The following is a 14,036-nucleotide window of genomic DNA, read 5'->3' on the forward strand; positions in this document are numbered from 1 at the left end:
GAGCCGATGGAGTGAAGGGACCTCTCATGAACGTCGGGCACCGGCACGGCGACCGGCTCATCGCCTGGACGGCCCGCGCGACCTGGGCGCCGCTGGCGGGGACGGCCGTCGCCGCGGCGGCCTCGATCGCCGTCTCCCTCGCCCTGCCCTCGGCGGTGGGCGCGGCGGTGAACGCGGTCCTCGCCGGAACGGGCTCCACCGCCGCCTACACCGAGCTCGCGGCGCTGCTCCTGGCCGCCGCGCTCGCCGACGTCGTCTCGGGCGTCGCGGGGATCACGTCCGTCGCCGCCGCCACCAGGCTGCTGCGCCTGCGCGCGATCGACCGGGTGCTGCGGACCGACGCGGCGGGCGCGGGCGCCTTTCCCGCCGGGGAGCTCGTCAACCGCCTCGTGGGCAACACCGCGACCACCGGTTACGTGCCCGCGACGCTGCTGCAGATCGCGTCCGGGCTCGTCCTGTCGGCGGGCGGCGTCGTCGCGCTCTTCACGATCGACTGGCGGGTGGGCGTCGCCTTCCTGAGCGGCGTCCCGGTCGCGCTCGTCGTCATGCGGGTGTTCGTCGCCCGGGTCTCCGGCCTGTACGGCGACTACCAGCGGGCCCAGGGCCGGCTGGCCGCGCGCCTCACCGAGACCCTGGCCGGCATCCGGACGGTCCGGGCCGCGGGCACCGCCGACCGGGAGATCGCCCGCGTGCTGCGGCCGCTGCCCGAGCTGAGCGCCGCCGGGCACGCCCTGTGGCGGGCGCAGGCGCAGAGCGTGTGGCGGATCACCCTGATCCTGCCGCTGGTGGAGGTCGTCGTGCTGGCCGTGGCGGGGTTCTGCGTCGCGCAGGGACGGCTGCCGGCGGGCGCGCTGCCGGCCACGGCCGGCTACACCGCCCTGGGCCTGGTGTTCGTCGAACAGATCGACCCGCTGCTCGGGATGGCCTTCGGCCGGTCGGCGGCGGTCCGCGTGCACGACGTGCTCGCCCTGCCCGTCCCGGCCGCCGGCACGCGGCCGCTGCCTCCCGGCCCGGGGACGCTCTCCTTCCGCGGCGTGACGGTGCGGCGCGGGCAGGCCCCGCTGCTCGACGGCGTCGACCTGGAGATACCGGCCGGGGTGATGACCGCCGTCGTCGGCGGCTCGGGCGCGGGCAAGACCACCCTCGCGCTGCTGGCCGGCCGGTTGGCGGACCCGGACGACGGCCAGGTCCTCCTCGACGGCGTGCCCCTGCGCGACGTCGATCCCCAGTTGCTGCGCGATGCCGTGGCGTACGCGTTCGAACGCCCGATGCTGCTCGGCGGCGACATCGCAGGCGTGATCTCCTACGGCGCTCCGGCGTGCGCCCCCGAGGCGGTGCGCGCCGCCGCGAAGGCCGCGGCCGTGCACGACGTGATCCGCCGCCTCCCCTTCGGTTACGCCACCCCGGCGGCGGACGCGCCGCTGTCCGGCGGTGAGGTGCAGCGGCTGGGGCTGGCGCGGGCGTTCCTGCGGCAGGCCCGGGTCACCGTCCTCGACGACGCCACCTCCAGCCTGGACACCGCGACCGAGGCCCGGGTGAGCCGTGCCCTGGCCGAGGGCATGCGGGGGCGCACCCGTCTGGTCATCGCGCACCGCCCGGCCACGGCCGCCCTGGCCGACCTGGTCGTCTGGCTCGACGCCGGCCGGGTGCGCGGGCGCGGCACCCACCAGGAGTTGTGGCGGGACCCGGCCTACCGCGCCCTGTTCGCCGCCGAGCACGCCGACACCCCGCGACGGGACGAGGAGGACACATGGACGTCCGCACGGTGACCGGGGCCGCCGCGGACCGGCGGCAGGCCGTCCGGCCCTGGCGGTTCCTGGCGGGGCTGCTGCGCGCCCGGCGGCGCCCGCTGCTGCTGGCGCTGGCGTGGTCGCTCGTCGAGTCGGCGCCCGCGCTGCTGGCCGGGCTGCTCGTCGCCACCGCGGTGGACCGCGGCTTCCTGGCAGGACGTCCGGGCGTCGGCATGGCCTGGCTGGGCCTGCTGGGCGCGACGATGGTCGTCAGGTCGGTCGCGACCCGGCTGATGTTCCCGCATCTCGCCGCGGTGGTCGAGCCCATGCGCGACGAGCTGGTCCGCGCCGTGGCCGGGGCGACCGTCCGCCGCGCGGCCGACGGCGGCCAGGCGCCGGACGCCGCCGCGCTCAGCCGCCTCACCGGGCAGGTCGAGACCATGCGCAAGCTCGTGTCCACGATGCTGCGCACCAGCCGTGAGCTGGGGATGTCGGTGATCGCCGCGCTGGTGGGGCTGCTCGTCCTGTCGCCGGTGGCCGCCGCCGTCGCCGCCGGGCCGCTGGTGCTGACGCTGGCCGCGTTCGCCAGGCTGATGCCGGCGCTGACGGCCCGGCAGCGTGCGCTCGTGCTCGCCGAGGAGCGGCTGACCGCGCAGGCCACGCCCATCGTGGCGGGGCTGCGCGACGTCGCCGCCTGCGGGGCGCGGGCCCAGGCCGCGGACACGTTGCGGGCCCTGGTGTCCGCGCAGGCCGCGGCGGCCCGCGCGCTCGCCTGGGCGGGCACGGGGCGTCGGGTCGCCGTCCTGCTCGGCGCGCACGCGCCGCTGGTCGGCCTGCTCCTGCTGTCGCGTCCGCTGATCGAGGGGGGCCGGCTGAGCGCGGGAGAGGTGGTGGGGGCGGTGACGTACCTGTTCACCGGTCTGGAGCCGGCGCTGCGCACGATCCTCGACACCCTCGGCGGGTGGGGGGTCGGGCTCGCGGCGACCACCCGGAGGATCGCCGAGACGATCGCCGTCCCCGGCCCGGCGGAGGCGGGCACGCCGGCGACCGCCGTCGCCGGCCCAGTGGACGCCGGCACGCCGGCGACCGCCGTCCCGGCCGGTCACGTACTGCGGGCCGAGCGCCTGACGTTCGCCTATGCCGCGCGGGCCACGCCGGTCGTGCGGGACCTGGACCTGACGATCGGCGAAGGCGGGCATCTCGCGGTGGTCGGGCCCAGCGGCGTCGGCAAGTCCACGCTGGCCCTGCTGATGACCGGGCTGCTCCGGCCGACCGGCGGCCGGGTGCGGCTCGGCGGGCGGCCCCTGGACTCGATCCCCGGCGCGTCGGTGCGCAGCCGGATCGCGCTGGTGCCGCAGGAGGCGTACGTCTTCGCCGGGACGGTCCGGGAGAACCTGGCCTACCTGTGGCCGCTCGGCGAGAGCCCGGACGACGAGCGCCTGCGCGCCTCCGTGGCCGCCGTCGGCGCCGGGCCGCTCGTCGAGCGGCTGGGCGGCCTCGACGGGGAGATCGACGAGCCGTCCGCGCTGTCGGCCGGGGAGCGGCAGCTCGTCGCCCTGGCCCGCGTGCACGCCTCCCCCGCCGGCGTCCTCATCCTGGACGAGGCGGGCTGCCACCTCGATCCGGCCGCCGAGCTGCGCGCGGAGTCGGCGCTGGCGGCCCGGCCCGGCACCCTGGTCGTGATCGCGCACCGCATCAGCTCGGCCGTCAGGGCACGCCAGGTCCTCCTGATGGACGGGACCACCGTGCTAACCGGCACCCACCGGGAGCTGATCGACCGGTCCCCCCTGTACGCCGACCTGGTCGGCCGCTGGCACGACGACGGGACACGGTAGACCGGTGGCCCGTCAGGCCCCGGCGGCGTCGGTGCCGGCGTCCAGCGCGGTCTCCAGCACGGCCAGGAAGTGGTCGACCGGCCCTATGCAGGCCACCGCCGACCCCCCGGAGATCCGCCCGGCGTAGGGCAGCAGCTTCTCGTACGTCGTCCAGCAGGCCGCCACGTCGCCCGCGGCGGCCTGGGCCGCGCCCTGCAGGCAGGTCATGGTCAGCCACGACCAGTCCATCGGCGGAGCGGGCCACCCCTGCCCGGCCAGGGCCACGGCCTGGCTCCGGCTTCCCTGGGCGCACAGCTCCAGCACCCGGGCGTCGTGTTCCACGGTAGGGTGGATGCCGCTGATCAGGTCGATGAGCGGGCCCGCCTCGGCCATGGCGCCGCGCTGATAGTGCAGCATGAGGCGGCCGTTCACCGCGACGGCGCCCGCGTACCACATGCCGATCCGCTTGGCCTGCCGTTCGGCCTCGCCGTACAGCGCGTCGGCCTCGGCGAACCGGCCGGCCAGGGTGAGCCGGTTGGCCCGCCACATGGTGTGCTGGAACCGCGGCCACGGCAGTTGCAGGTCGTCGAGCAGCGCCTCGCAGCGGGCGGCCGCCAGGTCGGCCCCGGCCAGGTCGTGCATCTCCAGCCGGTAGTGGGTGTCCATCATGTGGGCGAGCAGCTCGAAGCCCGGCGTCCGGGTCCGCGCGGCCAGGCCGTGCAGCTCGTCGGCGATCTCCATGAGCTCGGCGATGTGGGTCGCCTGCGGCACGGACAGCGCGCGCGCGTTCAGCGCCCGCATGAGCAGGTGCGGGTCCGCGATCCGGCGGGCCATCGCGACGGCCTCGGACGACAGCGACAGGCATCGCAGGTCGTCGTCGCTGCCGTTGTACAGTTCCTGCGCCAGGCCGCCGAGCAGCAGCGTCCGCTCGACGCCGTCGGTCTCGGGCAGCGCGCTCAGCGTGGCCTCGAACTGCTCGACCAGCCGCAGTTCCACCGGTTCGTACGGGTTGCGCAGCGTCCAGATGGCCGGCGCGTCCAGTGCGGTGAGCGCGCGGGCGGTCAGGGCGGGGCCGGCTTCGGCGCGCTGGGCCACGCGCAGGGCCTGGGCCCGCAGGTCGCGCGCGCCCATCGCGTCTCCGGCGTCCAGCAGGGCGCGCACCTGGTGCAGAAGCAGTTCCACGTGCTGGGCGGGGTCGCCGTCGCAGGCGCCGTGCGCGGCGACGGCCCGTCCCCACCAGGCGGCGGCCTCCTCGTGCGCCATGCGCCGGCTCGCCTGCCCGGCCGCCGCGCGGGCCCAGTGCGCCGTCTCCCGGTACGCCAGCGGCCCGGCCTCCACGGCGTGGTGGGCGATGACGGTCACGTCGGTGCTCGGCCTGGCCGACAGGGCCCGCATCACCTCCCGGTGGAGCACGCCCCTGCGCAGCGGCGGGACGCCGGCGATCAGCGTCTCCCTGACCAGGTCGTGGACGAACGTCATGACCCCGTCGCCGCTGGTGACCAGCCCGGCCTGGGCGGCCCAGTCGAGCAGCTCGTAGGTCTGCTCCGGCCACGACGCGCAGGCCCGGAACACCTCGACGACCAGCCCGGGATCGAAGCTGCGGCCGATCAGGGCGGCCGGCTGGAGTATCTCCGTCGCCCGCGGCCCGAGCATGGCCAGCCGCCGGCGGATCAGGTCGGACACCGCGTCGGGCACGACCTCCAGGCCCTGGCCCTGCGCCATCAGCCGGACGCTCTCGCGGACGAAGAACGGGTTGCCGCCGGTGCGCCGGGTCAGCAGCTGGGCCGTCGAGCCGTCCACCGGGACGCCCATCTCCCGGGCGAGCGTCCCGACGTCGGCGGCGTCGAGGCCGCCCAGCCGGATGCGCACGAGGTCGTAGCGGGCGAGCTGGTAGAGGACCTCGTCCACCGAGAGGTTGAAGGAGGCGGCGGGGGTGACCGTCCGGTCGTCGTGCGCCGCGTCGCGGAAGGCGGTGACCAGCAGCAGCGGGCGCTCGCCCGGGTACGCCTCGGACAGCACGGCGACGTCCCTGAGCAGTTCGAGCGTGGCGGAGTCCGCCCAGTGCAGGTCGTCCAGGACGATCACCAGGGGGCGGGCGCGCGCGGCCTCGACGAGCCACCGGGCGACGGCCCGGTTGCGGTGCGGCGAGGCCGGCGCGCCGGTGGGCCAGTCGTCGTCCAGCAGCCCGCTCAGCGCCTGGCGCTCGGCGGGCGGCACGGTCCCGGCCAGCGCGCGCAGCACCTGGAGCCACGGCCACAGCGGCGGCACGCCCTCCCCTCCGCGGCAGCGGCCCCACAGCACCAGATGTCCGAGGTCCACGCATTCGTCGCGGAACGCCTGCAGCAGCCGGGTCTTGCCGATGCCGGGCTCGCCGCTGACCGCGGCGACCACGACGCCGTTGTGGTGCGCCGCGCCGGACAGCGCCGTCAGCTCAGCCAGCCCCCGCTCGCGGCCGATCATCCGTCCCCGCGCCGCGCGCCGGGCCTGATCGGCCTGCGCGGACGCGTCCTCACCGGCGTGCGCGGCGGCCTCCTCACCGCCGCCCGCCGCGGTGGCCTCCTCACCGCCACGCGCCACGGTGGCCGGAACGGCCTCGGTGCGGACGAGGGACAGCCGCACGGGCCCCGGCTCGGGCGGCGGGGTGATCGACCGCGCCTGCCGGAGGATGTCCTTCTCCAGTTCCCGCAGCTCGGGCCCGGGATCGAGGCCGAGCTGGTCGGCGATGACCTGCCGCGCCCTGCGTAACGTGGCCAGCGCGTCGGCCTGCCGCCCGGACCGGTAGAGAGCCAGGGCGCGCAACCACCACAGCCGTTCGCGCAGCGGGTGCTCCGCCGTCTCGGACTCCAGCTCGTGGATCACCGGTTGCGGGCGGCCGGCGTCCAGCAGCGCCTGGGCGCGGGACTCGATCGCGTTCATGCGCAGCTCGCCCAGGCGGTTCACCTCCGCGGCGGCCCACAGCTCGTCGGCGAACTCGCCGTAGGGGACGCCGCGCCAGAGCCCGAGGGCCTCCTCCAGCTGGGGCAGCGCCTGCGCGGGCGGGCGCAGCTCGGCGTCGGTGACCAGCTTGGCGAAGCGCAGCGCGTCGACGTCCGTGGTGGCCAGGAGATAGCCGGGCCGGCGGGCCACCAGCAGCCGGGGCGGCGTGCGCGGCGGGCGTGCCGGCTCCAGCACCCGGCGCAGGTTCGACACGTAGACGTGCACGGAGCCCACCGCGGTCGCCGGCGGCCTGCCCTGGTACAGGTCCTCGATCAGCGTGTCGGTGGAGACGACCGTCCCGGCGGCGGCCACCAGCCGGGCGAGCAGGGCGCGCTGCCGCGGCCCTCCGGGGCTGACCGGGCCGCGGGCGCCGAGGACCTCGAACGGCCCGAGCACCCGGAACCGCACGCCCGCCGCACCGGTCCCGCCGTCGGAGCCCTGCTGCCCGAGCCCTCCGCACCGTTCCCCATCGGCTGTCTCCTCGTGACGAGAGGTTCGCGACATCGCTCCATCGTGGCCGCTGCCCGGCCCGGTCTCGTCACTCGGGAGGGTGATGCGGAAATCAGTCCCGGGCGGGACGCGGGGGTCTGCAACTTTCGCGGCAGTGGATGTCCACCCTCGGTTTGATGCGCCGGGGGTGGCGCCGGGGTTAGCGTGACGGGTGCCCTTCACCGCCCCGTCCATCGTCCGGCGGGTGTTCGCGGTCCACCCGCTGCTGCTCGACGGCGCCGTGGCCCTGACGCTCGTCGTCGGCACCTGGCTGTGGGAGATGTTCGAGCCGGGCCGGGGGCGGCCGGGCGACGCCCTGTCGGTGACCTTGACCGTGCTGGTCAACGCGCCGCTGGCGCTGCGCAGGGTGACGCCGGTGGCGGTGCTGCTGGTGTCGGTGGGCGCCTCGCTGGTCTACCACGTGCTGGGCTACCACCTCGGGCTCAACAGCATCGGGCCGCTGGTGGCGCTCTACTCCGTCGCCGCCCACCGGTCGTGGGCGTGGTGCGCGGCCGGTGCGGTGCTGATCGTCTTCGAGTGGACCTACGCCTCGGCGCAGCAGCCCGGCGTCGCGCTGTGGTCGGCCGCCGCGCAGTCGTGCATCGTGGCGGCCTGCGGGGTGGGCGCGGGCACCAGCGTGCGGCTGCTGTCGGAGCGCACCGGGCAGCTCGCCGACCTGGCCGCGCAGCTGCGCGCGGAGCAGGGCGCCGCCGCCCGGCGGGCGGTCACCCGCGAACGGGTGCGCATCGCCCGCGAGTTGCACGACGTCGTCGCCCACCACATGTCGGTCATCTCCGTACAGGCCGGGCTGGGGCGCTACGTGGCGCTGAGCGACCCGGCCACCGCCCACGCCACGCTGGGCGTCATCGCCGACACCAGCCACGAGGCGCTGACCGAGATGCGCCGGCTGCTGTCGATCCTGCGCATCGAGGCCCACGACGACGACGAGGGCCTCTACGCCACCGCGCCGGGCCTGCTGGCCCTCGATCCGCTGGTCGAGCGCATGCGCGGGGCGGGCGTCGCCACCGAGCTCGTCGTCGAGGGCCGGGCCCGGCCGCTGCCGTCCGGCCTCGACCTGTGCGCCTACCGCATCGTCCAGGAGTCGCTGACGAACGTGCTCAAGCACGCCGACCCCGGCCGGGTCGAGATCCACATCGGCTACGGTCCGGCCACGCTGACGTTACGCGTCAGCAACGACGGCGCCGCCGTCCAGGCGGGAGACGGGCCGTCCGGCGGTCACGGGTTGATCGGCATGACTGAACGTGTCAGGCTCTACCAGGGGTCGATCACCGCCGGGCCGCTGCCCGGAGGCGGGTTCGAGGTCCTGGCGACCTTCCCGCTCCCCGTGCCCGGTGCCGACGATCGGCCGCCGTGACGACCGTGAAGCAGGTGCGAGATCAAAGTCCTCGTCGTCGACGACCAGGTGCTCATCCGTGCGGGTCTGGCCGCGCTCCTGCGCGCCGCGGGCCTGGAGGTCGTGGGCGAGGCCGCCGACGGTGAGGAGGCCGTGCGCCTGGCCGCCACGCTGCGGCCCGACGTGATCCTCATGGACATCAGGATGCCCGGCATCAACGGCCTGACGGCGACCGAGCGCATCCTGGCCGCCGCGCACGACCCGCCGCCCAAGGTGCTCATCCTGACCACTTTCGACCTCGACGAGTACGTCTACAACGCGCTGCGCCTGGGCGCCGGCGGGTTCCTGCTCAAGGACACCCCGCCCGAACGCCTGATCGCCGCCATCCACACGGTCGCGGCGGGCGACATCCTGCTGGCCCCGGCCGCGACCAGGCGGCTGATCGAGGCGTTCACCGAGCCACCGGCCCCGCTTCCCTCCCCCTCCCTCGACCGGCTCACCGGGCGCGAGACGGAGGTGCTGCGGCTGGTCGGGCACGCGCTGTCGAACAAGGAGATCGCCGAGCGGCTGTCGGTCAGCGAGGGCACGGTCAAGACGCATCTCAACCGGCTGATGGCCAAGCTGGGGCTGAGCAGCCGGGCGCAGGTGGTGGTGGTGTCGTACGACGCCGGCCTCGTCCGTCCTGGCCGCCCCCTGTCCCACCCGACGACGACCGCCGACGACCAGGGCTAGCGGCAGGACGGCGGCCGCGGTCAGCGGTCGGGCGTGAGCAGGGGCTTGACGTCGAGGATCGGGGTCGCGTCGAGCGCCTCCAGGTTGCGGACGTGCACCCGCCGGCCCTCGACGGCCAGGATGTGCACGGTGTGCAGGCCGATCGGGTTGGGCCGGTCGGGTGCGCGGGTGGCGAAGACGCCGGTGAGCGGCCGGGCGGCGTCGCCACGCGGGTGGACGGCGAGGGTGTCGCGGTCGGCCCGGTCGAGCCAGGTGAGCAGCAGCACGTCGGTGCCCGGGGACAGGCCGTCGAGGGCGGCGGCGTACCGGTCGTCGAAGACCAGCCAGGCGTCGGGGGCTCCCTCGTCGGGCTGCCGGGGCGCCGCCGTGCGATCGGTCAGCGTTGACTCGACGCGCCCGACCGGGCGCAGCGTGGGTTCGGTCACGAGTCCTGGATCTTTCCCCGTGCGGGGACGCCGGTCAAGACCGTCGATCGCCCGAAGCCCGCCGGAGGGCCGGCGGCGCCACGGGCTCATTCGTCGAGCGTGAGGCCGGCGAGCTGGCCGCGGGCGGTGACGCCCAGCTTGGGGAAGGCCTTGTACAGGTGCTGGCCCACCGTGCGCGGGCTCAGGAACAGGTGCGCGGCGATGTCCCTGTTGGACAGCCCGGTGGCGGCCAGCTGCACGATCTGCCGTTCCTGCGGGGTGAGCCGCGCGAAGCGGTCCACGCCGGTGCGGCGGGGCGCGCTCCAGCCCGTGGCGCCGAGTTCGGTACACGCCCGCTCGGCCCAGGGTTCGGCGCCGAGCCGTTCGAACACCTCCAGCGCGGCCCGCAACCGCTCCTGGGCCTCGCCGGTGTGGCGGGCCCTGCGCAGCCACTCCCCGTACAGCAGTTCGGTGCGCGCGCGGTCGAAGGGCCGCTCGTGCGCGGCCAGCGCGGCGCGGAAGTGCGCGCCGGGGTCGCCGGTGGTGTCCAGCAGGGCCCGGCAGCGCAGCACCAGGGCGTCGGCCCAGCGCTGGCCCAGCGTCGCCGCCCACGACTCCAGCCGGGCGAACGGCTCCGCGGCCCGGGCGATCCTGCCGCTGCGCAGCGCGGCCTCGACCAGGTCGGGCACGTGGTGCATGGCGTCGATGCGGTTGCGGGAGCGCCCGTAGACCAGCGACTCCAGGCTGAGCAGGGCCTGCTCGGACCGTCCTGCGCCGAGGTCCAGCAGGGCGAGCGCGCCCGGGTGGGCGGTGGCCGGGTCGAGCGCCTCGCCGCGGACGGCCGCGAACCCGTCCAGCAGCCCGGCGGCCTGGCGCGCCCACGCGGGCTGGCCGGTGTCGGCGGAGATGGCCACGGCCTCGGTGGCCAGGCTGCGCGCCTCGGCGTGCCGGCCGCGCGCGTACTCGACGCGGGAGAGGAACGTCAGCGCCTGCGGCAGCAGGCCGACCATGCCCTCGGCCCGGATCGTGGCGGTGGCCGCGGCGGCCAGCATGTGGGTGCGGGCGTCGTACTCGGCCAGGCCCAGCCCGCCGATCAGCAGCAGCCCGCGGCGGTCGGCCGTCGCCAGGGCACGGGCCGACTCCACCACCTCGGCCAGGGGCGGCAGCCCGTCGGCCGGCCGGCCGAGCGCCATGGCGATGAACCAGCGCGACAGCCGGTGCACCGGGACGACCTCGTCGTCCGGCGGCACCTGGAGCGCGTCGAGCTGCTCGGCGGTGCGCCAGGCCATGTCGCGGTCGCCGTCGAACCAGATCATGGACGCGGCGTCGAGCAGCAGCCAGGCGGCCGAGCGCGGATCGGTGCTCGCCAGGTGGTCGACGCCCGCCGACAACATCGCGTGCGCCCCGGCGAGACGCCCTTCTCCGTAGTCGGAGCAGGCGCGCACCCGGATCAGCCGGGAGGTCAGCTCGGCGCCGGGATCGCCGGCGTCCTCGGCCATGGTCCTGGCCCGGTCGAAGCGGCCGCTGAACTCGGTCGCCTCGGCGGCGAGCGTGAGCCTGCGCGCCCGGTCCCCGAGCTCCGGGCTCAGCGCGGCGGCGCGCTCGTAGGCCGCCGCGGCGGCGGCGTACCCGCTGCGGGAGCGCGCGCGGTCGGCGGCCGACTCCAGCCGGGCCGCGACCCGCTCGTCGGCGGCCAGCGTGGCGGCGGCCAGGTGCCAGGCGCTGCGGTCGGCGTCCGCGGTGCGGTCCAGGGCCTGGCTGAGCGCGTGGTGCACGGTCAGCTGCCGGGCCAGCGGCGTGCGCTGCCGGACGGCCGCGCGCACGAGAGGGTGGCGGAACTCCAGCCGCTTGCCCTCGCCCCAGACGACCAGCCCGGCGGCGAGCACGTGCTCCAGGTCCTCCGGCGTGCTGCCGAGCGTCCCGGCGGCGGCCAGGACGACGCCCGGCTCGCCCGTGCCGTCGACGGCGGCGACCTGGAGCAGGACCTTGGCGCTGACCGGCAGGCCGTCGGCCTGGGCGGCGAAGGCCTCCTCCAGGCGGACGGTGAGTGAGGGCTCGTCGGCGGGGCCGTGCGACTTGGGCAGCTCGATGAGCGCCAGCGGGTTGCCGGCCGCCTCGGTGAGGATCCGGCGGCGGGCCGCGTCGGGCAGGGCCGGGCCGGCGGAGTCGAGCAGCGCGGCGGACGCCGGCTCGTCCAGGCCGGACAGCTCCAGCACGGGCAGCCCCTTGGCCTCGAACCCCGGCCGCGCGGCGAACACCATGACCACGCCCTCGGCCGCCAGCCTGCGCGCCGCGATCAGCAGCGCCTCGGCCGAGGCGTGGTCCAGCCACTGGGCGTCGTCGATCAGGCAGACCACCGGCCCGTTCTCGGCCAGCTCCGACAGCAGCGACAGGACCGCCAGCCCGATGAGGAACCGGTCCCCCGCGCCGTTCTCGCCCAGCCCGAAGGCGCCGCGCAGGGCGGCCGCCTGCCGGTCCGGGATGTGCTCCAGCCGGCCGAGCACCGACCTGAGCAGCAGGTGCAGGGCGCTGAACGGCAGCTCCGCCTCGGCCTCGATGCCCGTCGTCCGCAGGACGTGCGCGTGGGTCACGTCGGCGTGGCCGAGCAGCGCGGTCTTGCCGATGCCGGGCTCCCCCAGGACGACCAGGGCGCCGCTGGCCCCTTCCCGGGCGCCGTCCAGCAGTCCGTCGATGATCGTCAACTCGTGGTCCCGCCCCCGCAACATGGGTCAGACATTACCTATGCGATGACTCATGCTGATCTTTCGGGCGGTCTCTACCGTTGTCGACATGAAGCCGTACAGCGTGAACATTCCTCAGGCCGACCTCGATGACCTGCACGAACGCCTGCGCCGCACCCGGTGGACACGGGAGATCGCCGGGCAGGGCTGGAGCCGCGGCGTGCCCCTGGACTACCTCAAGGGCCTGGCCGACTACTGGCTCAACGACTTCGACTGGCGCGCGGCGGAGGCCGAGTACAACAAGCATCCGCAGTTCGTCACCGAGATCGACGGGCAGGACATCCATTTCTTCCACATCAGGTCGAGCTCCGGCACCGCCCTGCCGCTGCTGCTCCTGCCCGACAACCCGGGCGGCACGATCGGCTTCCTCGACGTGCTCGACGAGTTGTCGCGCGACTTCCACCTCGTGGTGCCGTCCTGCCCAGGGGTCGGCCTGTCCGGCTACGTCACCGAGCCCGGCTGGACGGTCCCGCGCACGGCGGCGGCCTTCGCCGAGCTGATGTCCCGGCTCGGCTACGACCGGTACGGCGCGCAGGGCGGCGGCGGAGGCGCCAACCTCGCCCTGGAGCTGGCTCGCCAGGCGCCCGAGCGGGTGGCCGGCGTGCACGTCAACGCCTGGGTCGCCTTCCCCTCACCGGACGAGGGCGAGTTCACCGCCGACGAGCAGCGCCGCCTGGGCATCATGCAGACCTTCATGCAGGAGGGCCTGGGGTTCAACCAGATCATGTCGACCCGCCCGCAGACCCTCGCCTACGGGCTGACCGACTCGCCCGTGGGCCAGCTCGCCTGGATCGTGGAGAAGTTCAAGGAGTGGACCGACTCCCGCGCCGAGCTGCCCGAGGACGCCTTCTCCCGCGACCGGGTGCTGACCGACGTGAGCCTCATGTGGTTCACCGCGACCGCGGGGTCGGTCGCCAACCTCTACTACGAGCTCGGCCACGACCCGGGCGCCTACGCCCCCAAGCCGCGGGTGACCGTCCCCACGGCCGTGCTGCTGGCCAAGGACGACGTGACGATCCGCCGCTTCGCCGAGCGGGACGCCGACGTCCGGCGCTGGACCGAGCTCGACCGCGGCGGCGCGTACCTGGCGCTGGAGGTGCCGGACCTGCTGGTGGCGGACGTGCGGGCGTTCTTCGGCCCTCTGGCGACTGCCTGACCGGCGGGCCTGAAGGATTCATGGCCCGCCTGATGACATCCGCATCTGGTGGGCGGCCCGCCCGGGGGGCAAGGTGGGACCGGCATTGCGCCGGCGGCGTGTCGAGAACGCGGCGCCGGCTCCGTCCTGGGAACATCGGCGGCCGGCGAGCGGCCGCGTTTGACGAAGGAGGCCCGGCGTGGCGATCCAGCGGATGGACAACGTGCTCATCGTCGTGGAAGACCTTGACGCGGTGATCGCGTTCTTCCTCGAACTCGGCATGGAACTGGAGGGCAGGGGGCCGATCGAGGGGCGCTGGGCGGAGCGGGTCATCGGACTCGACGGCGTCCGGCAGGAGGTCGCGATGTTGCGCATCCCGGGCGGCGCCGGCGGGATCGAGCTGGCCATGTTCCACACGCCGAAGCCGATCCGTCCCGAGCCGGCGGACCCGCCGGCGAACACGCTGGGCATCCGCCGGGTCATGTTCGCCGTCGACGACGTCGAGGACGTCATCGCCCGCCTGCGCCGGCACGGCGCCGAGCTCGTCGGCACGCTGGAGCGGTTCGAGGACAGCTACCTGCTGTGCTACGTCCGCGGCCCGGAGGGCATCGTCGTCGGCCTGGCCCAGCAGCTCGGCGGGTGACCGGGCGGCCGGTGCGTC

Annotated in this window: 9 protein-coding genes; 6 read left to right on the forward strand and 3 right to left on the reverse strand. The window is 75.5% G+C overall.

Features of this window, described 5'->3' with window-relative positions; genetic code table 11:
- The first annotated feature begins 26 nt into the window (after nucleotides 1-26).
- Nucleotides 27-1,769 carry an ABC transporter ATP-binding protein gene (locus tag ACIBK9_RS34100; RefSeq protein ID WP_397162703.1) on the forward strand — a complete coding sequence of 581 codons (1,743 nt, stop codon included), beginning with the start codon at nucleotides 27-29 and terminating at the stop codon, nucleotides 1,767-1,769.
- Complete coding sequence (locus ACIBK9_RS34105; RefSeq protein ID WP_397162704.1) at nucleotides 1,751-3,565, forward strand: ATP-binding cassette domain-containing protein; 1,815 nt, start codon at nucleotides 1,751-1,753, stop codon at nucleotides 3,563-3,565. Before ACIBK9_RS34100 ends, ACIBK9_RS34105 begins: the two co-directional genes overlap by 19 nt.
- Before the next feature lie 12 nt (nucleotides 3,566-3,577).
- Here the strand turns inward: ACIBK9_RS34105 and ACIBK9_RS34110 are convergent, their stop codons facing one another.
- Nucleotides 3,578-7,024, reverse strand: coding sequence for a BTAD domain-containing putative transcriptional regulator (locus ACIBK9_RS34110; protein ID WP_397162705.1), 3,447 nt, complete (start codon nucleotides 7,022-7,024; stop codon nucleotides 3,578-3,580).
- A gap of 157 nt (nucleotides 7,025-7,181) precedes the next feature.
- On the opposite strand from ACIBK9_RS34110, the gene ACIBK9_RS34115 reads away from it, so the two are divergent.
- Together ACIBK9_RS34115 and ACIBK9_RS34120 are read left to right on the forward strand one after the other, a co-directional pair.
- Nucleotides 7,182-8,384 carry a sensor histidine kinase gene (locus ACIBK9_RS34115; RefSeq protein WP_397162706.1) on the forward strand — a complete coding sequence of 401 codons (1,203 nt, stop codon included), beginning with the start codon at nucleotides 7,182-7,184 and terminating at the stop codon, nucleotides 8,382-8,384.
- A gap of 21 nt (nucleotides 8,385-8,405) precedes the next feature.
- Nucleotides 8,406-9,095, forward strand: coding sequence for a response regulator (locus tag ACIBK9_RS34120; RefSeq protein ID WP_397163082.1), 690 nt, complete (start codon nucleotides 8,406-8,408; stop codon nucleotides 9,093-9,095).
- A gap of 20 nt (nucleotides 9,096-9,115) precedes the next feature.
- On the opposite strand, the gene tsaA is transcribed toward ACIBK9_RS34120, so the two are convergent.
- Both tsaA and ACIBK9_RS34130 read right to left on the reverse strand, forming a co-directional pair.
- Nucleotides 9,116-9,520, reverse strand: a complete 405-nt coding sequence (gene tsaA, locus ACIBK9_RS34125) for a tRNA (N6-threonylcarbamoyladenosine(37)-N6)-methyltransferase TrmO (protein WP_397162707.1) — start codon at nucleotides 9,518-9,520, stop codon at nucleotides 9,116-9,118.
- An 86-nt stretch (nucleotides 9,521-9,606) separates the two neighbouring features.
- Nucleotides 9,607-12,225: an ATP-binding protein gene (locus ACIBK9_RS34130; RefSeq protein WP_397162708.1), complete on the reverse strand. Its 2,619-nt coding sequence runs from the start codon at nucleotides 12,223-12,225 to the stop codon at nucleotides 9,607-9,609.
- A 64-nt stretch (nucleotides 12,226-12,289) separates the two neighbouring features.
- Between ACIBK9_RS34130 and ACIBK9_RS34135 the strand changes: the two genes are divergently transcribed.
- Together ACIBK9_RS34135 and ACIBK9_RS34140 are read left to right on the forward strand one after the other, a co-directional pair.
- Complete coding sequence (locus tag ACIBK9_RS34135; RefSeq protein WP_397162709.1) at nucleotides 12,290-13,396, forward strand: epoxide hydrolase family protein; 1,107 nt, start codon at nucleotides 12,290-12,292, stop codon at nucleotides 13,394-13,396.
- A gap of 193 nt (nucleotides 13,397-13,589) precedes the next feature.
- The gene (locus ACIBK9_RS34140; protein WP_387682718.1) at nucleotides 13,590-14,018 is read left to right on the forward strand and encodes a VOC family protein; all 429 of its coding nucleotides are present in this window, start codon (nucleotides 13,590-13,592) and stop codon (nucleotides 14,016-14,018) included.
- Nucleotides 14,019-14,036: the final 18 nt, after the last annotated feature.

Source organism: Nonomuraea sp. NPDC050227 (genome assembly GCF_044459705.1).
In the GTDB taxonomy this organism is placed as follows: Bacteria; Actinomycetota; Actinomycetes; order Streptosporangiales; family Streptosporangiaceae; genus Nonomuraea.

What these genes read in the sequence shown, in the direction of transcription:
- ACIBK9_RS34100 (WP_397162703.1), top strand. Translation starts at nt 27, where the DNA reads ATGAACGTCGGGCACCGGCACGGCGACCGGCTCATCGCCTGGACGGCC.
- ACIBK9_RS34105 (WP_397162704.1), top strand. Translation starts at nt 1,751, where the DNA reads ATGGACGTCCGCACGGTGACCGGGGCCGCCGCGGACCGGCGGCAGGCC.
- ACIBK9_RS34110 (WP_397162705.1), bottom strand. Translation starts at nt 7,024, where the DNA reads ATGTCGCGAACCTCTCGTCACGAGGAGACAGCCGATGGGGAACGGTGC.
- ACIBK9_RS34130 (WP_397162708.1), bottom strand. Translation starts at nt 12,225, where the DNA reads ATGTTGCGGGGGCGGGACCACGAGTTGACGATCATCGACGGACTGCTG.
- ACIBK9_RS34135 (WP_397162709.1), top strand. Translation starts at nt 12,290, where the DNA reads ATGAAGCCGTACAGCGTGAACATTCCTCAGGCCGACCTCGATGACCTG.
- ACIBK9_RS34140 (WP_387682718.1), top strand. Translation starts at nt 13,590, where the DNA reads ATGGACAACGTGCTCATCGTCGTGGAAGACCTTGACGCGGTGATCGCG.